Below are 22,062 nucleotides of genomic sequence, written 5' to 3' on the forward strand. Positions count from 1 at the left end.
GACGCGATCAGCTCGATCTCGTCGCGCTGACGGCCAAGCTCCGACGCGATCGAGCCGTAAAGCTCAGGATCACGATCCGCGAGAGATTGGGTGAAAAAATCGTCGGTACGAGTTTTGGCGTCCATGGGGGCTCCGCAATGCTTGGGGTGTGTTTTGCGAATTTCCTATAGGAAACTGAATGGGCGAGAAAGGCCGTAAAGCGACGAATTGGCCCGCTGGGGCGTCAAGTCTGGCCTATCGCGGAAAGGTATGTTTGTTTCGGAACCAAATGCGCAGGACCGGAAACCTGAAAACATGAAAAAGAGAATCGCCTTTTTGGCAAGCGATGCGCAGGTGGCGCAGGACGCCCGCACAACCCTTGTGGGTCGGTACGGAAACGTGGCGCCGCGCGACGCCGATGTCATCGTGACCCTGGGCGGTGACGGATACATGTTGCGGACGCTGCACAATACCCAGCACCTGAACGTCCCCGTCTATGGCATGAACCGCGGAACCATCGGGTTTCTGATGAACGAATACAGCGAAACCGGCCTGACCGAGCGTCTTGACTCAGCTCAGGAAGAAATCATCAACCCGCTGGCGATGACGGCGATGGACCAGTCCGGCACGCTGCATGAGGCGCTGGCGATCAACGAGGTGTCGCTGCTCCGGGCCGGGCCACAGGCAGCGCGACTCAAGATCACGGTGGATGGTCGGCTGCGTTTGGCCGAACTGGTTTGCGACGGGGCGCTGGTTTCGACGCCCGCCGGATCGACCGCCTACAATTACTCGGCGCATGGACCGATTCTGCCAATTGGGTCGGATGTTCTGGCCCTGACGGCCATCGCCGCGTTCCGCCCGCGCCGCTGGCGCGGTGCGCTGCTGCCCAAGACGGCGCATGTGCGATTCGACGTAATGGAGGCCGACAAGCGCCCGGTCATGGCGGATGCCGATTCGATTTCCTTTCCTGACATCGATTGGGTCGAAATCCGGTCGGAACCGGCCATCGAACACCGCATCCTGTTCGATCCGGGGCACGGGTTGGAGGAACGCCTGATCTCGGAACAGTTCACTTGAACGTGAAATTTGGGGAAAATTTTCGCTTATGTGAACGAGGTCACATTCAGGGTGGTTCGGTTGGTCTAGGGTGAGCTTACCCGGAGTGAACGTCCTGATGGGAGTGAGTGGCCATCGAAGCGGCGTTAAGTAAATGATTGCGCAATGTTTCGCGCTGGCGGGGGCGGTTGACGCCGCGCCCGTCATCAAACTCCGGGAATATTTTAGCATGCAGGCCCCGGGCGCAGCGAGCTGCATTTCCCCGGGGCTTATTTCTTTGGTGATACGGCCTGTCGCTAGACAGTTGGGCGCTTCCCGAAACTCTCAGCCCATTTGTGCCCAAAGCGCGTCGCACATGCGTCCGACGCGGGCTTCTATTGCGGCGGCTGCGTCCACCGCCATATCTTCGCGCCAGCGCCGCGCCACGATTTGTACGTTGATGGGCTGTCTGCCGTCGGGCAGGTCCGCCAATCGACTGGGAACGCATGCCGCAGGCAGGCCCATGAAATTCATTGCATAGGAATAGACGGCACATCCCAGCACCTCGTGCACGCCTTCGGGGCCTTCGGTGTCGCGGTCGGGTCGGAAGAACGGTTGCGGCAGGAAGGGCGTCAGAACCAGTGGGTAGTCCTGCGCAAACATGGACCATTGGCGCGCATAGTGACTGCGCGCCGCCATCATCCGAACAAGTTCGGTGTCGGTGAAGGGAGGAAACTCCTGAAAATAGACGTCGAAGATGTCGCGAATCGTGTCCGAGCCGTGGGCGTCGATATCGGATTTCATCAGCGCCCAGACCTCACCCATCAGCGCGCGGTACCCGTTACGGCCGCAATCGAACACATCGGGTGGCTCGACCTCCTCGACGACATAGCCCGCATCCGTCAGCGCCTCTCGCGCGGTGTTCAGCGCGGCGTCGACCTCGGGGTGCAAGTCATAGCCAAAGGTGGTCTTGGTGAAGGCCACCCTGATCGGGCCGTCCATCGCCTCGCCCCGCCACGGCAACGGCACGTGGAACGGATCGCGCGGATCGGGGGAGATCATCGTGGGCATCGCCAGGTGCAGATCGCGGGCGCTGCGGGTGATCAGCCCCTGTACCGACATGGATTGCGCCAGCATCCCACGTTCGGCAGTCTGGCTGGGGTTCCATGCCGGTATGCGACCCAGACCCGGCTTGACGGTGGTCGCGCCGTTGGCGGCGGCGGGAAATCGCAGGCTGCCGCCGATATCGTTGCCATGCGCCAGCGCGCCGATCCCTGCCATCACCGCAGCGCCCGCGCCGCCGGAGGAACCGCCGGGAGAGATATGTTTGCCCCACGGATTGTGGGTGCGCCCGTGCAGCGGGTTGTCAGTGTCGGCGCGAAAGGAAAACTCGGGCGTGTTGGTGCGCCCGATCACCACCGCGCCCGCACGTTCAAGGCTGCGCACGATGGGGGCATCGTCGGTGGCGACCAGGTCCTTCAGGGCGGGCACGCCGTTGGACGTGGCATAGCCCTTTTGATCGACATTGATCTTGATGGTGACGGGAACGCCGTGCAGAGGCCCCGGTTTCGCCCCGCGCGCGCGCGCCATGTCCAGATCGCGCGCCCGCGCCCGCGCCGCATCGGCGCAGCTTTCCACCACGGCGTTCAATGCCGGGTTGATAACGTCCATGCGGTCAATGGCGGCGGATACGACCAGTTCGGCGCTCAGATCGCCCGAAACGGTGCGCGAAGCGATGTCGGTTGCGTCAAGTCGCCAAAGGTCTTGTTGTGTCATGATCCGGTTCTCCCGCTCGCAGGTTAGGGGCAGCGGGGCGGGAAGTCCAAGCTCGGGCACAGAGAGTGACGCCGGGTCACGCGCCGCCGGATGTCAGGTATTTCAGCGCCAGTTCCACCGCCCGGTCCGAAGTCAGGATCGGCGGGAACAGGGTCAGCACGTCTCCCTGCGCGTCGAGCAGATAGACAAAGCTGCCGTGGTTGTAGACTGGGCCGTATTCGATATCGACATAGGCCAGTTCATTTTCGACCGAGAAGGCATCATAGGCCACCTGCAACTGGGCCTTGGTTCCGGTCAGGCCGACGAATTCCGGGTGGTATTTTGCCAGCGGCGCATCCATGTTGCCGGGCTGGTCGCGTTCGGGGTCGACGGTGATCATCACCGGTGTCACGCTCAGTCCCTCGGCCTTCAGGCGGTCGACCGCCTCGGCCATCATCGGCATGGCAACCGAGCAGATACCGGGGCAATTGGCGTAGCCAAAGAACAGCAGCTGACCATGCCCGTTCGGGTTCACCTGACTGCGGCGCTGACCGTATTGGTCGGTGAGTTCGAACGCGCCGCCCACGTCGAAGGGCAGGGGCGCGGTCTCGGAACCGTCTGCGACGGAGGTCGTCGTGACCACCGCCGCCAGAGCCATCACGAGCCTCGGAAGGCGCATCAGAACCAGTCCTTGATGAAGGCCTCGTCGGTTTCCAGGCCAAGACCGAGGTAGCCTTCGGTCTCGATCATCTCCTTGATCCGGGGGTCGCGGCGGAACCATGGCCCCTTGCCTTCGGCATCCGGGTTCTCCTTGGCCCAGACCTTGGTGAACTGGTTGGCCTTTTGCCATTCGCCGCCGGGTTCGCGGATCGTCTGCACCATATAGACGTTCTTGGCGCGCAGGTCCGGGTCTTCGATCATCAGCCCATCGACCTCGACGGTCTTGCCGCAATAGGGCGCGAGATCGGCGGCGGCGCCGCTGAAGGCAGGCTGGCCGTTCTTGAGCGGCAGGACCATCACGCCATCGGCGCTGCGCAAAAGGCCCAGCTGGCGCTTGCCCGCACCGCAATCGGCGGGGCAGTCGCCGGTCAGCTCGCAAAGCAGATCAACGACCCTGGCCTCGAACCGGGCAGGTTTTTCGGCATAAAGGTTCCAGGTCTTGGCTTCGGACTCGGCCGAAAAATCCTGTGCAAGGGCGGGGCTGGCCAACAGGGCCATCGCAAATGCAAGACGTTTCATTCCTTCGGCTCCGGTATCGCAAAGCCCGGCACCGGGCCGTAATCTTCGTGGTTGAGGTTGGTGATGCCCGCGTCGCTGACAACCTTTTCGACGATCAGGTAATTGATGCCGTCACGTTCGTAGAACATACCATCAGCCTCGACCGTGTGAGAGGCCAGACGCAGCGCGGTGTCGCCGCCCGCCAGCTTGTCATCGTTTTCCAGCTTGAGCACCATGTAGACCGTGCCGTCTTCGGCCTGCATCCCCACCGGGATACCGCCTGCCGAACACCAGAGCGCGCAGGTGTGATGCGCTGTGCCGACCACGGCCTCGGGACCGCCCATGACGCCCGAATAATAACACCACGTATCGATCAGTTCCCCGGTGACCTGAATACGCTGCCCTTCGCTCGCAACTGCGGGCAGGGCGGTGCAACAGGCCAAGGCGGCAAGCAAAGCGCGCATGGCAGCATCCTTTTGTTAGGTTCCGTTTAGGAGAGAGGCTAGAAAGCTTGTCGGGCTATGGCAATCGCCCAGGCTGAAACGATTGATCACAGTTTCTTGGGGTCCGGTGCCGACCCGGTTTCACAATATCGACACGAGGCCGATTGAAGGCTTGGGGGGCCTACACCAAGGCCACGTTGAAAACACCCGGGGCAACGTTGAAATGTGCTATGCTGAGGTGGCCTTGTTCTGCGGAGGGTGCAATGTCCCGGAATGACACGACGTTTGTTGGAAAAATCCCCGATATCTATGATACTTACCTTGTTCCGCTGATTTTCGAGCATTATGCGGCCGACCTGGCCGCCCGCGTCGTCAACCAGCCGGTCGCGGATGTGCTGGAAACTGCGGCAGGCAGCGGGGTGGTGACGCGGGCGCTGGCGCCGCTGCTGCCGGATGATGCCCGGTTTGTCGTGACCGACCTGAACCCGCCCATGCTGGAGCGCGCCAAGGCCAGGCAGGGGGTAGACCTGAGGATCGTGTGGCAGGCGGCGGATGCGCTGGACTTGCCGTTCGACGATCGGAGTTTCGATGCGGTCTGTTGTCAGTTCGGGATCATGTTTTTTCCCGACCGGGTGCGTGGCTATGCCGAGGCCCGCCGGGTTCTGCGCGACGGAGGGAGGTTTCTGTTCAACGTGTGGGACGGGATCGAGCATAACGAGTTTGCCCGGATCGTGACCGAGGTGGCCTCGACCCTGTTGCCCGCGTCGCCGCCGCATTTCCTGGCGCGCACGCCACATGGGCACGGAAATCCCGAACGTATCCGTTCAGAGCTGCAAAAGGCGGGTTATGCCCATGTCGACATCGAAAAGATCACCGCGATCAGCCGCGCCCCCGATCCGTCGCACCCTGCCATCGCCTATGTGCGCGGGACGCCGATGTACGGAGAAGTCGCGCCGCATGGCGAAGCGAAGGTGCAACGGATCGTGGAAGCCGCGACAGAGGAAATCCGCGCCCGCTTTGGTGCGGGCGAGGTTGCGGCAAAGATGCAGGGCTATGTGGTCACGGCAAGCTGACGCCGCCGGTTACTTTGCATAGCCGATGGTTTGCAGTGACGACTTGATCTCGTCCAGAATAGCCGGATCGTCGATGGTTGCGGGCATCTTGAATTCCTTGCCATCAGCAATCGAGACCATGGTGCCCCGCAGGATCTTGCCCGAGCGGGTCTTGGGCAGGCGATCCACCACGACGGCCAGCTTGAAAGCGGCAACGGGGCCGATCTTTTCGCGGACCAGTGCGACGACCTCCTTCACCACATCGCTGTGCGCGCGCTCGGTGCCCTTGTTGAGACACAGAAAGCCCACGGGCATCTGCCCTTTCAGGTCATCGCTGACTCCGATCACCGCACATTCTGCGACATCGGGGTGGCCCGCCAGTACCTCTTCCATGCCGCCGGTGGACAGACGGTGGCCTGCGACATTGATGACGTCATCGGTGCGCGCCATGATGTAGAGGTAGCCATCCTCATCGATCATGCCCGCATCGCCGGTTTCGTAATAGCCGGGGAAATGCTCCAGATAGGATTTCTTGAACCGCGCCTCGGCGTTCCAAAGGGTCGGGAGGGTGCCCGGCGGCAGTGGCAGTTTCACCGCGATGGCGCCCAGCTCGCCGGGTCTCATCGGGTGGCCGCCTTCGTCGAGGATCTGTACGTCGTAGCCTGGCATCGGCTTGGCGGGTGAGCCCAGCTTGGTCGGCAGTTCCTCGATACCCAGCGGGTTGCCCGCAATGGCCCAGCCGGTTTCGGTTTGCCACCAGTGGTCGACAACTGGCACGTTCAGCGCGTTTTGCGCCCAGATGATCGTGTCGGGATCGGCGCGTTCACCGGCCAGATAAAGGGCCTTGAGACAGCTCAGGTCGTATTTCGCCAGCATCTCGCCCTTGGGGTCCTCGCGCTTGACGGCGCGGATGGCGGTGGGGGCGGTGAAGAAGCTGCGCACATTGTGTTCGGAAATCACCCGCCAGAAGGTTCCGGCGTCTGGGGTGCCCACGGGCTTGCCCTCGAACACGATGGTGGTGTTGCCGTGGATCAGCGGTGCGTAACAGATATAGGAGTGGCCGACGACCCAGCCGACGTCGGAGGCGGCCCAGAACACATCGCCCGGATCGACGTTGTAGATGTTCTTCATCGTCCAGTTCAGCGCCACCAGATGCCCGGCGGTGGGGCGAACCACGCCCTTGGGCGCGCCGGTGGTGCCCGAGGTATACAGGATATAGGCCGGATCGTTGCCCGCGACCGGAACGCATTCCGCAGGTTCCACGCCATACTGGAAGCCGTGCCAGTTATAGTCGCGCCCGGGGGTCAGCTTGGCCACTTCTTGTTCGCGCTGGAAAATGACGCAGAAGTCAGGCTTGTGGCTGGCCATGTCGATGGCCCCGTCGAGAAGCGGTTTGTAGTGCACGACGCGCCCCGGCTCCATCCCGCAGGAGGCTGCGATGATCGCCTTGGGCTTGGCGTCGTCGATGCGAACGGCCAGTTCGTTGCTGGCAAAGCCGCCGAAGACGACCGAATGCACCGCCCCCAGGCGGGCGCAGGCGAGCATCGCTTCGAGCGCTTCGGGGATCATCGGCATGTAGATGATGACCCGGTCGCCCTTTTCCACGCCTTTGGCCCGCAGCGCCCCGGCCAGTTGGGCCACCCGATTGCGCAGGTTGACATAGGTAATGCGCCGTGTGACGCCCGAAACCGGGCTGTCGTGGATGATCGCGACCTGATCGCCGCGGCCATTCTCGACATGGCGGTCGACCGCGTTCCAGCAGGTGTTCACCTTGGCATCCGAGAACCATTCATAGAGCGGGGCGTTGTCGTCAAACAGCGCCTTGGACGGGGCTTCGACCCAGTCGATCCCTTTGGCGGCTTCCATCCAGAACGCCTCGGGGTCGTTCTTCCAGCTCTCGTAAACATCGCTGTATGCCATGGCGTCCTCCTCAACGTTCGGCTTTCCGGTTGTGTTAGGCGTGCCGGGTCAGTCGGGCAAGCATTGCGAATGACGGCGCGTCAGTTTATCGCAAAAACTTTGCATCCCGGCCGAAAATTGCCTGCAAATTTTTGCAAACAAAGCTATTTCCCGCGTTGATTCTGGAAAAAAACGTAGATTTGCAAATCAGCAAACACTTTACCTGCAAAGTGCGGCTGGAGAGATTCGCTGGTCATCCGGCAGTTTTGGCATAGCGGGGCAACGTGTCGTGGATGTTCAGCCAATGCAGGTGGTCGGAGTGAAAGACGTGGAACCTGGGCGCCAGGTCATCCGGGTTCTCCAGTGTTGCGGTGTAGAGATGGATGTTCACCGGGTCGCGGACGTTGCGATAGGCCATCTGGGTTCCGCAGTTGCCGCAGAACAACCGCTCGACCCCTTCGGACGACGCGTAGACACGCGGAGTCTCGCCAACCCATTTCACCTTCTCATGCGGCAGACCGAAAAACGCGGTGACGGGGGATGCGCAATTGCGGCGACAATCCGAACAATGGCAATAGCAGCTCCATGCAACCTCGCCATCGCTTTGCCAGCGCACCGCATTGCAGTGACAATGCCCTTGCATTCTGACCTCCCTGAATGGGCGGTCGGAAAGGCGACCGCCGGACTTAACCGTAATGCGCTACAGGCGTTCCGGCAATGGCCGCCATGTTCAGGAGGCCGCGGGCGGTGATCGCGGGCGTCACGATATGGGCCTTGTTGCCCATGCCCATCAAGATCGGGCCGACCTCGATCCCGTCGGCCTTCATCTTGAGCACGTTGCGCACACCGCTGGCGGCGTCGGCGTGGGCAAAGATCAGAACATTCGCCGCGCCTTCGAGGCGGGAGTTGGGGAAGATGCGCTCGCGCAGGTCCGGGTCGAGCGCGGCATCGAGATTCATTTCGCCCTCATAGGTGAAATCGCGCGGTTTGCTGTCCAGAATTCGGATCGCGTCGCGCAGGCGCTTGCCGGACCCTTCGGCCTGATTGCCGAACTGCGACTGCGAGCAGAAGGCGATCTTTGGTTCCAGCCCGAAACGGCGCACATGACGGGCCGCGCCCAAGGTGATTTCGGCCAATTCTTCCGGGCTGGGCCGAGTGCGCACATGGGTGTCGGCGATGAAGAGAGGGCCGTCTTCGAGGATCATCAGCGAAAGCGCGCCATGCGGGCGCAGGTCGCCGTCATTCAGCACCTGTTCCACGTAGTTCAGATGCCAGCGGTATTCCCCGAAGGTGCCGCAGATCATGCTGTCAGCCTCGCCCCTCTGAACCATGATTGCGCCGATGGCGGTAGAATTGGTGCGCATGATCGCTTTGGCCAGATCGGGCGTGACGCCCCGGCGCTGCATGATCTGGTGGTAGGATGTCCAGTAATCATAATAACGGGGGTCATTTTCCGGGTTCACGATCTGGAAGTCCCGGCCCGGGCGCACCGAAAGACCGATCCGTTCGCAGCGCGCCTCGATCACCTCGGGGCGGCCGATCAGGATGGGGGTTTCGGTGGTTTCTTCGAGGATCGCCTGTGCCGCGCGCAGGACGCGTTCGTCTTCGCCCTCGGCAAAGACGATCCGGCGCGATGCGACGGCGGCGGCTTCGAAGACCGGACGCATCAGCAGGGCAGACTTGAAGACGGTCTGGTTCAGCTTTTCCTTGTAGGCTTCCAGGTCGGCGATGGGCCGCTTGGCCACGCCGCTTGCCATCGCCGCCTTGGCGACCGAAGAAGACACTACGCCAACAAGGCGTGGGTCGAACGGTTTCGGAATCAGGTAGTCGGCGCCAAACGTCAGCTGCTCGCCCTTATAGGCCGCCGCAGCCTCGGCGCTGGTGGTGGCGCGGGCAAGATCGGCGATGCCGTCGACACAGGCGATCTGCATCTCATCGTTGATTTCGGTTGCGCCGACGTCCAGCGCACCCCGGAAGATGAAGGGGAAGCACAGCACGTTGTTGACCTGGTTGGGAAAGTCGCTGCGCCCGGTGGCGATGATGGCGTTTGGCGCAACTTCGCGCGCGGCATCAGGCAGGATTTCCGGCGTTGGGTTGGCCAGCGCAAAGATGATAGGGCGATCGGCCATTTTCGCGACCATCTCGGGTTTCAGCACGTTGGGACCGGAAAGCCCCAGGAACAGGTCGGCACCGTCGACCACCTGATCCAGTGTCCGCAAGTCGGTCTTTTGGGCAAAGGCGGCCTTTTGCGGGTTCATATCCTCGGCCCGGCCCTCGTAGACCAGCCCGTGAATGTCGCACAGCCATACATTTTCGCGTTTGACACCCAGTTTCAGCAGCATGTTGAGGCAGGCAATTCCCGCCGCGCCGCCGCCGGTGGAGACGATCTTGATTTCTTCGAAAGACTTGCCCGCCACATGCAGCGCGTTCTTGGCTGCCGCGCCGACGACAATGGCAGTGCCGTGCTGGTCATCGTGAAAGACAGGGATGTTCATGCGCTCGCGGCACAGCTTTTCGACGATGAAACAGTCGGGCGCCTTGATGTCCTCGAGGTTGATCGCGCCAAAAGTCGGTTCAAGTGCACAAACGATGTCGGCGAGCTTTTCCGGGTCGGCCTCGTTCACTTCTATGTCGAAACAGTCGATGCCTGCGAATTTCTTGAACAGAACCGCCTTGCCTTCCATCACCGGTTTTGACGCGAGCGCACCGATATTGCCCAGCCCCAGCACCGCGGTGCCGTTCGATACCACCGCCACCAGATTGCCGCGTGCGGTATAACGTTCGGCATTGTCGGCGTTGTCCTTGATTTCGATACAAGCCTCGGCCACGCCGGGGGAGTATGCCCGCGACAGATCCCGGCCATTCGCCATCGGTTTGGTCGCCTTGATCTCGAGCTTCCCGGGTTTGGGAAATTCGTGATAGTCGAGTGCCGCCTGGCGCTGGCTGGTATTGTCGGACATGAAGCGAACTCCTAAAAAATTTAGTTTAGCATTAAACTACTTTTGACGCAGGGGAAACAGCCTTGGTTTGGCCACAGCGTCGCAGGTGGCTTCTTGCAAAACCGCCGCCTCGCGGCCACAGTCCCGCGCAAAGGAGAATGCCATGACCGACACCATAGCCGAGATGCGCCTGCCGACCAACGAATTGCGCGATGACATTCCGTTCTACACCAAGATTCTGGGAATGCGGATGGACATGATATATCCCGCCGACGATCCGCGCGTTGGCGTCTTTTCCGGCCACGGGCTGCGTCTTCGCATAGAAAAGGACGCGCCGGAACCGCCCGGCACCCTGCGGATTCTGACCGAGAATCCCGACGGGTTCGCGGATGGCAAGCGGAGAATGGTCGCGCCGAACGGGACCCGGATCGAGATCGAGGAACGCAACCCGCCGCTGGTGATGCCGGAAACCGTGCATTCCTTTGTGGTGCGGCGGCTCATGGATCAGGCGCCATGGATCATCGGTCGCGCGGGCATGCACTATCGCGATCTGGTGCCCTCGCGCCTTGGCGGCTCGATCATCGCCAGCCATATCCGCATTCCCGACGGCGGGCCGGTGCCCGACATGGTGCATTTCCATAAGGTTGGGTTCCAGTTGATTTTCTGCATTCACGGCTGGGTCGACGTTGTCTATGAGGATCAGGGGGAAAAGATGCGCCTGACGGCTGGCGACTGTTTCATACAGCCGCCGGAGATCCGTCACCGGGTCCTTGAGGCCAGCGACAACGTGCAGGTGATCGAGATCGGTGTTCCCGCCGAACACATCACCGAGATCGATCACGAGATGACCCTGCCCACCCCGAATTATCGCCCCGAGCGTGAATGGCAGGGGCAGCGGTTTGTTTACAATCGGGCCCGGGATGCCGAGTGGATGCCCTTCCGCTTGCCGGGGTATCTTTGCCGCGACACCACAATTGCCGAGAACACCAAGGGCGTTGCCGGAGTACAGGTTGTCTGTCGCGGCGATGGTGAGCCGCAATGGGCCACCCATGACATCGATATCCACTTTTCCTTTGTCATGAACGGCAAAGTGACGCTGGAAGGCGAGGGGCGCGATCCGTACCGCCTGGAACAGGGCGACGCCTTTGTCATTCCGCCCGGAATGCGCACCCGGCTGAGCGATCCGTCGGATGATGTAGAACTGCTGGAGGTGACTTTGCCGGGCACTTTCACAACGACGTTGGGATAAGCTGAATTTAGCTGTTGAAAACCGGTTGCGGGGGCTTCAATTTCCCGCGGCCTTTCTTTTAGGGTAGGCCATTCTGACCAAGTGATCAAAAACCGGGGAATCGCCATGTCTTTGAAAGAGACCGCCTTGACCGTTCGCGAAAATGCGCACGCGCCTTACTCGAATTTTAAGGTGGGCGCGGCGATACGGGGGGCCTCGGGCGCGGTCTATGCCGGGTGCAACGTCGAGAACGTGTCGTATCCCGAGGGCACATGCGCCGAATCCGGCGCCATTGCGGCGATGGTGGCGGCGGGCGAGACGCAGTTGACCGAAGTCTATGTCGTGGCCGAGTGCCCCGAACCTGTCACGCCCTGCGGCGGGTGCCGCCAGCGGCTGGCCGAGTTCGGCAAGGGCGACGTGGTCGTGACCATGGCGACAACCAAGGGCGCCGAGATGCAAATGACCATCTCACAACTGCTGCCCGGTGCCTTCGACACCTCGCACATGGAGGGACGCTGAACCGATGGATGCCCGTTCGATCATCGCCAAGCTACGCCGTCGAGAGGTGCCTGACGCCGCAGAACTGGCATGGTTTGCCCAAGGCCTTGCCGATGGCGGCGTCAGTGACGCGCAGGCCGGAGCCTTTGCCATGGCCGTTGTCATGGGTGGGCTGGGGGCTGAAGGGCGCGCCGCCCTGACACTTGCGATGCGCGATAGCGGTGAGGTTCTCCAGTGGGATTTCGACGGGCCGGTGGTCGACAAGCATTCGACAGGCGGCGTGGGCGATTGCGTCAGCCTTATTCTTGCGCCTGCGCTGGCCGAATGCGGGGCCTATGTGCCGATGATCTCGGGGCGCGGGTTGGGTCACACGGGCGGCACACTGGACAAACTGGAGGCCATTCCGGGCGTCACCACGCAGGTCGGAAACGAACGCTTACGGCAGATCCTGCAGGACACCGGCGCCGCGATCGTCGGCGCCAGCGGCAGTATCGCGCCTGCTGACAGGCGCCTTTACGCGATCCGTGACGTCACCGCGACAGTGGAAAGCCTGGATCTGATCACCGCCTCGATCCTGTCCAAGAAACTGGCGGCCAGCCCGGATGCGCTGGTGCTGGACGTCAAGGCGGGCAGCGGCGCCTTCATGAAGACCATCGAGGATGCGCGCAAGCTGGCAACAGCGTTGACCGAGACCGCGAATGCGGCGGGTTGCAAGACCTCGGCCGTAATCACCGACATGAACCAGCCGCTTGCGCCGGCGCTGGGTAATGCGCTGGAGGTGGCCGAAGTGATGACGGTTTTGACCGGTGGGGCCGATACGCCATTGGCGGACATCTCTGCCATTCTGGGCGGTGTCGTTCTGGCCGATGCCGGACTTGCCAGCGACGCGGCGGATGGGGAAGCCAAGGTTGCAGGTGTGATCTGCGATGGCCGCGCCGCCGAGCGGTTTGGCCGCATGATGGCCGCCGTGGGAGGGCCTGTGCATTTCGTGGACAACTGGGCGCGGTTTCTGCCTGAGGCGACCGTCATTCAGGAGGCAACGGCGCAAGACAGCGGCTATGTCACCGCGATCGATGGTGAGGCGTTGGGGCTGGCCGTCGTGGTGCTGGGCGGCGGACGACAGGTGGAAAGCGATGTCATCGATCCGGCTGTAGGGATTTCGGACATCGTGCGGTTGGGTGACAGGGTGTCCAGGGGCACGCCGTTGGCGAGGGTGCATGCGTCGCGAGAGGATGCCGCGCGGCAGGCGGTGGCCGCGGTGCGCAAGGCGATCCGGGTGGGGTCGAAACCCGTCACGGCGCCGGATCTCGTTCACGAAAGGATCAGCCAGTGACCCGCGCCTTTCTTGTGGTTATGGATTCGGTCGGAATCGGCGGCGCGCCGGACGCCGACCGGTTCTATAACGGCACGCTGCCTGACGCCGGAGCCAACACCGTGGGCCATATCGCGCAGGCTTGCGCAGAGGGGCAGGCGGAAGAGGGGCGCTCGGGCCCGTTGCATGTGCCGCACCTGGATGCATTGGGCCTTGGGGCGGCGATACGGCTGGCTTCGGGCGACCCGACGCCGGGTCTGGATGCTGAGCCCGTGGGGCTTTGGGGCTGCGCGCGCGAGCATAGCATCGGCAAGGACACGCCCTCGGGCCACTGGGAACTGGCGGGTTTGCCGGTGCCGTGGGACTGGCACTATTTCCCCGATGAGCATCCTGCGTTTCCCGACGATCTGAGCCGCGCCGCAGCGCAGGCGGCAGGGACGGACGGCATTCTTGGCAACTGTCACGCGCCTGGTACAGCGATCATCGACCGGCTGGGGGACGAGCATATGCGTACCGGCTGGCCGATCTGCTATACCTCGGCCGACAGCGTGTTCCAGATCGCCGCGCATGAAGAAACCTTTGGGCTTGAGCGGCTTTATGATCTGTGCAGGGCACTGGCCCCGCGGCTTCACGGGATGAAGGTAGGACGGGTCATCGCACGTCCGTTCGTGGGCGTGCCCGAAACCGGGTTTACTCGCACCACCAACCGCAAGGATTTTGCCATCGTTCCACCCGCGCCGGTGCTGACCAACTGGGTGCAGGATGCGGGGGGCAGGGTGCATGCCATCGGCAAGATCGGCGACATATTCTCGATGCAGGGGATCGATACGCTGGACAAGGGCGCGGATGCCGATCTGATAAGCCACCTGTCGCGGCTGGTGGACGAGGCAGAGGAGGGCAGCCTGACCTTTGCCAACTTCGTCGAGTTCGACAGTCTTTACGGCCACCGCCGCGATATCTCGGGCTATGCCCGCGCACTGGAATGGTTCGATGTGGAAATCGGCGTGATCCTGAACAAGCTGCGCCGCGGTGACATGCTGGTGCTGACCGCCGATCACGGCAATGACCCGTCGTGGAGCGGCACCGATCACACCCGCGAACAGGTTCCGGTTCTGGTTGCCGGATGCGGAACAGGTTCGGTCGGGCAGATCAACTATGCCGATGTTGCAGCCAGCATCGCCGATCACCTTGGCATCGCGGCGCAGGGGCCGGGGAGGAGCTTTCTGTGAGCATCGCCGACCTGCCCAAGATCGAACTGCATCTGCATCACGAAGGTGCGGCGCCGCCTGCATTCATCCGGCAACTGGCCTTTGAAAAGAAGATCGATCTGCGTGGGATCTTCAAACCGGACGGCACCTACGATTTCCGGGATTTCGCCCATTTCCTTCGGATCTACGAGGCCGCCTGTGAGGTACTGCAATCGCCCGAGGATTTCCGCCGCCTGACGCTGGCCATTCTGGAACAGAGCGCCGCGAACGGCGTGGTCTACTCTGAGACCTTCCTCAGCCCCGATTTCTGCGGCGGCGGCGACGTGCAGGCGTGGCGCGATTACCTGAACGCAATCCGGGACGCCGCCGACGAGGCCGAGCGCAAGTTTGGCATCACCTTGCGCGGGGTTGTCACCTGCGTGCGCCATTTCGGCCCCGACAAGGCCAGGCGGGCCTCGATCTGCGCCGCCGAGACCGCGGGGGACTGGATCACCGGCTTTGGTATGGGCGGCAACGAAAGCGTCGGGCGGCAGCGCGATTTCGCATGGGCGTTTGACTGCGCGCGCGAGGCGGGGCTGCGCCTGACCACCCATGCCGGCGAATTCGGCGGGCCGGACAGCGTGCGCGAGGCGGTGCGCGATCTGGGAGTCGAACGGGTCGGGCACGGTGTGCGGGCCATTGAAGACCCCGAGCTTGTGCATGAACTGGCCGACCGCGAGATCACGTTGGAGGTCTGTCCCGGATCGAACGTTGTTCTGGGCCTCTACCGCGATTTCGCGGCGCACCCCATCGCGCGCCTGCGTGACGCGGGCGTCAAAGTCACGGTGTCGACCGACGATCCGCCATTTTTCCATACCACCCTGCGCCACGAATATGAGATGCTGCACAAGGCATTCGGTTGGGGGACGGAAGATTTTGCCGCGCTCAACGAAACGGCATTGAACGCGGCGTTTTGCGATGAAGAGACCCGTGCGCGGGTCAGAAAAAGACTGGAGACAACATGAGCGAACATCTGACCATCGTCGATCACCCTTTGGTGCAGCACAAACTGTCGCTCATGCGGGACAAGGGCACCTCGACCGCCGGGTTCCGGCAGCTTTTGCGCGAGATCACGCAGTTGCTGGCCTATGAGATCACCCGCGAGATGCCGCTGACCACACGCAGCATCGAAACCCCGCTGGAAGAAATGGACGCCCCCATCCTTGCGGGCAAGAAACTGGCGCTGGTGTCGATCCTGCGGGCGGGCAACGGTATGCTGGACGGGGTGCTGGAGCTGATCCCCTCGGCCCGCGTCGGATTTGTAGGCCTCTATCGGGACGAAGCGACGTTGCAGCCGGTGCAGTACTATTTCAAGGTGCCCGAGGGGCTTCAGGATCGTCTGGTGATCGTGGTCGACCCGATGCTTGCGACCGGCAACAGTTCCGCCGCCGCCGTCAAGCTGCTGAAAGAGGCGGGGGCAAACAACATCCGCTTCCTGTGCCTGCTGGCCGCACCCGAAGGTGTCGCCCGGATGCAGGAGGCGCATCCCGACGTGCCCATCGTCACCGCCGCGCTGGACCGTCAACTAAACTCCAAGGGCTATATCATGCCCGGCCTCGGCGACGCCGGAGACCGGATGTTCGGCACCAAATAGACAAGCTGAAGCCGAATGCGGCGGGCGGCTTTTGGCAGGGCCGCCGTCAGACAAAAAAGGCGCATGGGTAAGTGGGTTCCGGCGGTGCCGCGACGCGTCGAACGGACCGCGCCACGTCAGCTCAGAACGCCGGAAATAGATGCCAGCGCGGAGCGGGCGGTAGAGGCAACAGCAACATTTCCAAAGCCGCTGTTATTGTCGACTACCTCGAAAAACTCGTTTTCGAGCTCGCGTTCGTATTCGGCGATCAGGGATCGGGCTTCAACCTTGAGTTTCTCGCGGGCATCGCCTGCGGGGGTGTTCACGATCTCGTCCAGCTTGTCCTCGAGGCGGGCATCCAGGTTTTTGATGTAGTCCATCAGACCGCCAATCTCGCTGGTGACATCCAGGTCCTCGATATCCGCCGTTGCCGCCACGATGGTGCTTTGCAGCGAGCGTATTTCGGATTGCATCTTGGCCCGGGCCGATTCCCAGCGCAGGCGGCTTTCGGCAAATGGTTTGACGTCGTCGGGAATATCCGCGGCGAAAGCGGACTGCCCGTCGTCGCGACCGGCTTTCAGCATCTCGACAACTTTCGGCAATGCCGCCAGCGCTTTGCTGTAGTCACCATCTGAGGCACAGTTCGTTGCCCAGTTCCAAGCAGTGCGGAATGCGTCGACGTCGGCAACCTGGCCCATGCTCAGGGCCTTTTCGGCAAGTGGCGAGATCTTAGCAAAGGCCGCCTCCCATTTGGCCTGATCCGGTGCTGCCTTTTCGGCTGCCGTTTGTTCCTTTTCCTGCGCCACCTGCGACGCAGTCAAGGCAGCCTGAACTTTTTTCAACAGCGCTGCCGCGCCGGATGCGTCCGCAGCCTGAATCAGCCCGTCTGCCTGATCAAGGGCGGCGTCGAGTTTCGCCTTTACGTCCGCAACCGACCCTTCGGCACGGACGCGCAGTTTGGCGGCAGCCTCGGTCAATTTGGCCAGGTGCGGATCGGCGGCCCCGTCATTGGCAGGTCCTGACAGTTTGTCGAGAACACCTTCGACGGTGGCCATCGCCTTGTCTGCGGCATTCAGATCCTGTGCTTTGATCTGTGCGACAATGCTTTTCAGTGCGTCGTTGAGCTTTGCAGCGGCATCGGGAAGCGCTGCGGCCCGCTGTTGAGCCGACTTGATCCGCGCCACCAGGCCGGCAGAGGACTGTTGGTCCGCTGAAACAGGTTCTTCTGCTGCCTGTGAGTCCTTGTCGCCGGGCTCAGCTGCGGCGGCGGTATCGGAACCGTCGTCCATGAGATCCGGATCGTCCGGCATGTCCTCTATGTCTTCCTCGAGGACATTTCCGTTGGCATCGAGGACCTGGACGTTGAGCATGACCTTGTTTGCCTTCAGGAACCGTTTGAGGTTCTTCGCCAGGGCCGGGATCACCCGTTCGCAAGTCAGCTTCATGACCTTCTGCTCGACTTCGCAGGTGCCGAAGGCCACTTTGACGCCAGGTCCTTCCTTTTTTGCCGTCTTGGCCAGCAGGTTGCCCGGCTTTTTCCGGTGCATCGCAAAGTAATGTTCGGCGGGATCCTTGCCGGGATTGAAGGCAAAGGGCAACCGACCCCTGCGCGCCAGCTTGACGAATTTCTTTAGTTCGGGACCGTTCAATGCGTCGTCTGGCATGCTGTCTCCAATCGTTGCACGGGAAGCCGTGGCCGGCGGCACCTCAGGTGGCCGGTTCGAGCGGTAGCGGCGTGTAGGTTTGCGCGGTCAGATTCGGGTTGGTCGGTGATGCCTCGACCCGGTAGGGAACAAAAAGTGCGGTGTCGTAGACGTAATAGGTGAGCGTTTCACCGGCTATTGCGGGAACAGCTATGGCTGAGAAATCCGGAATGCCAAAACTGCGTGAGCGGATCACGTTCTGTTCGTAGGGCTGGCCGGGTTCCTCGGCCTCGATCCGGGACCGGTAGAGCGCTTCGTACTCGGCTGCGTCATCGATGACGCGGTACCGTGTCCGGTAGGAAAAATGAGTCATCATCCGGGCAACCTTGCTGGCGTTTTCCGGGGCCGCCGTGTCGTGGGAGGATTGCACCACTTCGCCCCAGTCTGAATAGGCTTGGGTGCCGATATAGACCACCGGCTTCTGTTCTTCGCCGAAAGTCAGGGCGATACGGGGCATGCTGTCTGACATATTTCTCTACAACCTTTGTGCTGTTAACCCACCGGGCGGGTCTTGGCCCAGTCCCGGTCGACCCAATCCCGCCCAGCCGGGCTGAGAGAACCAGGCGGATCTGATTTTTTCCACATGATCGGTTCGCCGGTACCGGGATCTGGTGCGATCACAAAGCTGGTATGGCTTGGACCCGACCCCCAGTTGGTGTCGGCGATCAGAATTGGCTCCGGCATAGGCAGGTTTGCGGCCATTGCGGCGCGCACCGAGTCGCGCGACGGGTTCTTTCGCAGGATGGCTGCATAGGCCTCCTTCTTATCTTCTACGGACTTGCCGTCGTACTTGGTGCCCTGCGTGGCGGCCCAGGCATTAACTTGTTCGTCGGTCAGCGCGTCGATGACAGCATTCCACATCGCGTTTTGCCCCCCGCGAATGGAGGCGTCGATATCAGCTGACGTCATCGCCGATCCGGGCCTACGGCTATCCAGCGCCGTCTCCGCGACGCCCTTGTGGGGATCGGGCACTCCGTTCAGAGCGGATTTCAGAGCGGCATCATAAATGCTGGCGGCCTGTTCCTTGGGAACCTCGATCGCCAGCAACGTGTCGCCCATGCCAATCAGGTGGGCTTCAATTTCGCTCTTCGATTTGCCGCGGATCGCGTCCTGTGACGGATGCGTGGGTTTACCGTTGAAGATGTGCTGCCCGAGCGTGAAGAGCGAAACATTCTTGTCGTCGCCGTCGAAGGCCGTCATCAGCCCGGCAACGATGTCGATGGTGCGTTCTCCTTCGGTCTTGGATGCCGGGTCACCTTCCTTGCGCACCAGATAGGTTGACTTGGACGCCGGGTCCAGCAGCACCCGGTCGACCTCCTCGGGCATTCCGCCGGGTGCCAGTTGCCAGATCGCATTTGATCCTTGTTTGAACGAGTCGACAAACTCGTCGCTGCTGACAATCGCGCGCAGCGCGGCCTCATCCTCGGGCGTTTTGAGCCGATCCTTGTATACGTTCTTGGCGACTGCGAAAGCGGCTTCGATGAACTTGGTCTTGCCGGCCGCATAATCCTTGTCATGCACGTTTCTGCCACCGACGACGGCAACAAAGCAGCCGAACTTGGATGACCCATCTGACGATGTTGAGGCCTGTTCGGCAGTTGAATCGTAAATGAAGCTGGTTTGCAGCGCGAGTTCGGTTCCGAGCGTGAGACGGTCCAGCAGCGCTTCGTCTTCGTCACCGGATAGATCCCGCAATCCCTCGACGACCGAGGACTTTGCCATTGCGTCGACTATGCACCGATCGCGACGCTTGCTGTTGCTGGAAACCTCCAGCGCCGCCCCGGCGCTCGCCGCGCTGTATTCGATTGCCCGGGTGATCGGGTTGTCGCCCGCCGTGTGTTCCGTGACCAGGGGAATAGGCGGCGGCGGCAGAAGATCGTCAGTTTGCTGAAGCGGCGTGAATGTGCCCTTTTCCAGCGCTTCCTTGTACAGGTCCATTGCCCGTATCGGATCCTGCTCTCGCAGGGTGATCATCCCTGCGGTGGCAAAACAGCTGCCGACGCTGCCCTGTTCGATCGGGTTGAACATCGCCACCAGAAGTGCCTGTTGGGTGATCTCAGCCGTCAGCGGGTCGGGCGGCACCCATTCATCACCATGAACCTGTTTCATCAGTTCGACGGCCAGGGTTGCCCCGCTTCCTGTCGGAGGGGATGCTGTGCGTATGCGCTCTTTGGCCTCTTCCGATTTCAGCGTTTCAATTGTCTCTTCGACTTGCCGGGTGTGGATCGGGGTGACTGCCCGCAGCGCGTTGTGGCCGTAATTCAAATCCGCCATCGCCTGAACCACCGAGGGATCGTCAAGGTTGTAGGGGTCGCCGCCGGACTTCAGAATGGTGTCGGCAACCGCAAAACCGCGACGGCTGGCAAGCTGAATGTACTTGTCGCCGGATTTGACCGACATGCGCGCGTCAGTCAGGTGTGAACTACCGTCGACATAGGCCAGGGCGCCATCGAGGTACTCTTCGCCACGAAATGCGCCGTTCTTGAGAAGCATTCCGGCGTGATACTCCGCAAAACTCGGGCTGAAATATAAAAAACCGCCTTCTCCGCGCGCACCTTTATTTACAAGCTCGGCAAACGGTTTGATCTTGTCGGCAACCGCATCGGCATGGTCGCTGTACCTCGCGGCATCTATGGCTGCGCCCGCCAGAGTGGGAGAGGCACTGATCGCTTCGATGAATTTCGTCCGGCTTTCGTCGCTCATTCGGGTTGGGCTGGTGGACGTGAGTGCGCCGCCGGGCGCCAGGGTCTCGGCCAGGAGTTTGGTGCCGGCGATGGCATCCGACAGCTTTTTTGCGTCCAGATAGTTCTGCCGGGCTTCGGCGACCTCTTCGGGAGTCGGAGCCGGATCCCGATTGTGAATGCTGGCGAGTGTACCATTGGCCGCCTTTGTTGCGGCACTTGCCGTCGCGGTCAGTTCCTCTGTGATTTCGCGGCCTTGCAGGATGGTGTCGAAAGATTTCAGAGCGCTTCTTGCTGCGTCTGCTGCTGCACCATCCGTAGGTAGGGCAAGATTGGCCATCCGCTGGCGCACCCGGATGTCGCCCTGCTTGTTGTTCAACTCGGCAATCTTCGACTCGGCCACCGTCATTTCCGCACGGCTGGGAATGTCATCGGCCAGTTGACTACGGCCCTGTTCCTTCAGAGCAGTGAGCTCTTGGACCTCTTCGGGAGAATGGCCGTCAGGTGGAACAGCCGCCGCATCCAGCCTGTCAAGTATAGCTTGCTTTTCGGCCCGCAGCGCTGTTTTGACTTCGTCGACCCGGGGCCCGAGCGCCGTCGCTTGGGCGATTTCGGCACTGTAATCGCCGGCATATCCGGCGTCGGCCAGTACCGCTTCGATTTCGGCATGTGCGGCGTTCAGGTCCGGCACCTGCGCGTGATCGGCCGGAATGCTGTCGATCGCGGTCCGGGCCTCCTCCAGCGCGGTCCTGAGTGCTGCGGCCTGTTGTGCACGCAGATCGCCGATCCGTCGCGCAATTGCCTCGACACGTTGTGCGATTGCACGGGTATGGGCCTGCACGTCGGCAATCGTTGCGTGGCTTGGCATTTCATCGCCCAGCATGGCATTGCCCGCAGTGAGCATCCCGGCAATTTCTGTAACTTCCTCCGGGGTTGCGCCATCCGGCGCAATCGCGGTCGCCGTAAGCGCGTCCAGTTGCTGTTGCCGGCGCGTGCGCAAAGCGGCCTGAAAGACGGTTGCATCGGCAATAAGCTGATTGGCGCTTGCCACCAGCCCGTCAATGTCCCCGACATATTCGTCGTCGGCCTCGACACTGGCCAATTCGGCGTGGGTTGCATTGTAGCGCGTTACCGCGCTGTGGTCGTCAGGGATTGCGTCGATGACGCCCCGCGCCTGAACTCGCAAATCTATGAAGGTTTCATATGCGCCGCGTACGTTTCGGTTGTGCTCTCGATCAGCCCGCGATTTCCGGCGGAACCGCCGCTTGATCACGAATTTTTCCAGAAATTCTTCCTGTTGACGCGTAAGCTCCAAGAGGCCGCCCCTCGCAATGATCTTATGAAACCGTTTTTCCCAAGCTGGAGGGACCTTCAAACAAGCTTACGTGTTCCATAGGGCTACGACAACGGTTTTGGGTTTGCCTCTGTTGTGATGGGGGGTGCCTTTCCGGATTCGGCGTGCCATTCGTTTGTAGTACTGCATTTCGAGGGTGAGCCGAC

General features: G+C 61.7%; 18 protein-coding genes. 8 read left to right on the top strand and 10 right to left on the bottom strand.

Annotated features, from left to right (window positions below; all coding sequences use genetic code 11):
- Nucleotides 1-294: 294 nt before the first annotated feature.
- Nucleotides 295-1,056, top strand: a complete 762-nt coding sequence (locus AC2FLX_RS17455) for an NAD kinase (RefSeq protein ID WP_480751181.1) — start codon at nt 295-297, stop codon at nt 1,054-1,056.
- A gap of 303 nt (nt 1,057-1,359) precedes the next feature.
- Here the strand turns inward: AC2FLX_RS17455 and AC2FLX_RS17460 are convergent, their stop codons facing one another.
- From AC2FLX_RS17460 to AC2FLX_RS17475, 4 genes are all read right to left on the bottom strand, one after another.
- Complete coding sequence (locus AC2FLX_RS17460) at nt 1,360-2,790, bottom strand: amidase family protein (protein ID WP_496811411.1); 1,431 nt, start codon at nt 2,788-2,790, stop codon at nt 1,360-1,362.
- Between the two features lie 76 nt (nt 2,791-2,866).
- The gene (locus AC2FLX_RS17465; protein WP_496748641.1) at nt 2,867-3,448 is read right to left on the bottom strand and encodes an SCO family protein; all 582 of its coding nucleotides are present in this window, start codon (nt 3,446-3,448) and stop codon (nt 2,867-2,869) included.
- Nucleotides 3,448-4,008, bottom strand: coding sequence for a hypothetical protein (locus AC2FLX_RS17470; RefSeq protein ID WP_496807705.1), 561 nt, complete (start codon nt 4,006-4,008; stop codon nt 3,448-3,450). Before AC2FLX_RS17470 ends, AC2FLX_RS17465 begins: the two co-directional genes overlap by 1 nt.
- Nucleotides 4,005-4,451 (bottom strand): hypothetical protein, encoded by a 447-nt coding sequence (locus AC2FLX_RS17475; protein WP_480751187.1) that lies wholly within the window; start codon nt 4,449-4,451, stop codon nt 4,005-4,007. Before AC2FLX_RS17475 ends, AC2FLX_RS17470 begins: the two co-directional genes overlap by 4 nt.
- 242 nt (nt 4,452-4,693) lie before the next feature.
- Between AC2FLX_RS17475 and AC2FLX_RS17480 the strand changes: the two genes are divergently transcribed.
- Complete coding sequence (locus AC2FLX_RS17480; protein WP_496811412.1) at nt 4,694-5,503, top strand: class I SAM-dependent methyltransferase; 810 nt, start codon at nt 4,694-4,696, stop codon at nt 5,501-5,503.
- Nucleotides 5,504-5,512: 9 nt separating this feature from the next.
- Here the strand turns inward: AC2FLX_RS17480 and prpE are convergent, their stop codons facing one another.
- From prpE to AC2FLX_RS17495, 3 genes are all read right to left on the bottom strand, one after another.
- Complete coding sequence (gene prpE, locus AC2FLX_RS17485) at nt 5,513-7,402, bottom strand: propionate-CoA ligase PrpE (protein ID WP_496811413.1); 1,890 nt, start codon at nt 7,400-7,402, stop codon at nt 5,513-5,515.
- Between the two features lie 232 nt (nt 7,403-7,634).
- On the bottom strand, nt 7,635-8,024 hold the full coding sequence (locus tag AC2FLX_RS17490) for a GFA family protein (protein WP_480751192.1): 390 nt from the start codon (nt 8,022-8,024) through the stop codon (nt 7,635-7,637).
- Between the two features lie 43 nt (nt 8,025-8,067).
- A complete protein-coding gene (locus AC2FLX_RS17495; protein ID WP_496746833.1) occupies nt 8,068-10,341 on the bottom strand; it encodes an NADP-dependent malic enzyme in 2,274 nt (757 codons plus the stop codon).
- 142 nt (nt 10,342-10,483) lie between these two features.
- Between AC2FLX_RS17495 and AC2FLX_RS17500 the strand changes: the two genes are divergently transcribed.
- From AC2FLX_RS17500 to upp, 6 genes are all read left to right on the top strand, one after another.
- Nucleotides 10,484-11,569 (top strand): cupin domain-containing protein, encoded by a 1,086-nt coding sequence (locus tag AC2FLX_RS17500; RefSeq protein WP_496875483.1) that lies wholly within the window; start codon nt 10,484-10,486, stop codon nt 11,567-11,569.
- An 81-nt stretch (nt 11,570-11,650) separates the two neighbouring features.
- On the top strand, nt 11,651-12,067 hold the full coding sequence (locus tag AC2FLX_RS17505) for a cytidine deaminase (protein ID WP_480751195.1): 417 nt from the start codon (nt 11,651-11,653) through the stop codon (nt 12,065-12,067).
- Nucleotides 12,068-12,071: 4 nt separating this feature from the next.
- Nucleotides 12,072-13,379, top strand: a complete 1,308-nt coding sequence (locus tag AC2FLX_RS17510) for a thymidine phosphorylase (RefSeq protein WP_496811444.1) — start codon at nt 12,072-12,074, stop codon at nt 13,377-13,379.
- Nucleotides 13,376-14,587, top strand: coding sequence for a phosphopentomutase (locus AC2FLX_RS17515; protein ID WP_496811443.1), 1,212 nt, complete (start codon nt 13,376-13,378; stop codon nt 14,585-14,587). The genes AC2FLX_RS17510 and AC2FLX_RS17515 overlap by 4 nt, the downstream gene beginning before the upstream one ends.
- Nucleotides 14,584-15,570, top strand: a complete 987-nt coding sequence (locus AC2FLX_RS17520) for an adenosine deaminase (protein WP_496811442.1) — start codon at nt 14,584-14,586, stop codon at nt 15,568-15,570. The genes AC2FLX_RS17515 and AC2FLX_RS17520 overlap by 4 nt, the downstream gene beginning before the upstream one ends.
- Complete coding sequence (upp, locus tag AC2FLX_RS17525; RefSeq protein ID WP_480751202.1) at nt 15,567-16,199, top strand: uracil phosphoribosyltransferase; 633 nt, start codon at nt 15,567-15,569, stop codon at nt 16,197-16,199. The genes AC2FLX_RS17520 and upp overlap by 4 nt, the downstream gene beginning before the upstream one ends.
- Nucleotides 16,200-16,315: 116 nt before the next feature.
- Here the strand turns inward: upp and AC2FLX_RS17530 are convergent, their stop codons facing one another.
- Genes AC2FLX_RS17530 through AC2FLX_RS17540 form a run of 3 tightly spaced genes read right to left on the bottom strand, consistent with a single transcriptional unit; the run spans nt 16,316 to nt 21,877 of the window.
- A complete protein-coding gene (locus tag AC2FLX_RS17530) occupies nt 16,316-17,842 on the bottom strand; it encodes a hypothetical protein (protein WP_496746819.1) in 1,527 nt (508 codons plus the stop codon).
- 43 nt (nt 17,843-17,885) lie between these two features.
- Nucleotides 17,886-18,338 (bottom strand): hypothetical protein, encoded by a 453-nt coding sequence (locus AC2FLX_RS17535; protein WP_480751205.1) that lies wholly within the window; start codon nt 18,336-18,338, stop codon nt 17,886-17,888.
- 35 nt (nt 18,339-18,373) lie between these two features.
- Entirely contained in the window at nt 18,374-21,877 is a 3,504-nt protein-coding gene (locus AC2FLX_RS17540) for a hypothetical protein (RefSeq protein WP_496875484.1), read from the bottom strand.
- Between the last annotated feature and the right edge of the window lie 185 nt (nt 21,878-22,062).

It is taken from the genome of Ruegeria sp. YKSF57, assembly GCF_059612585.1.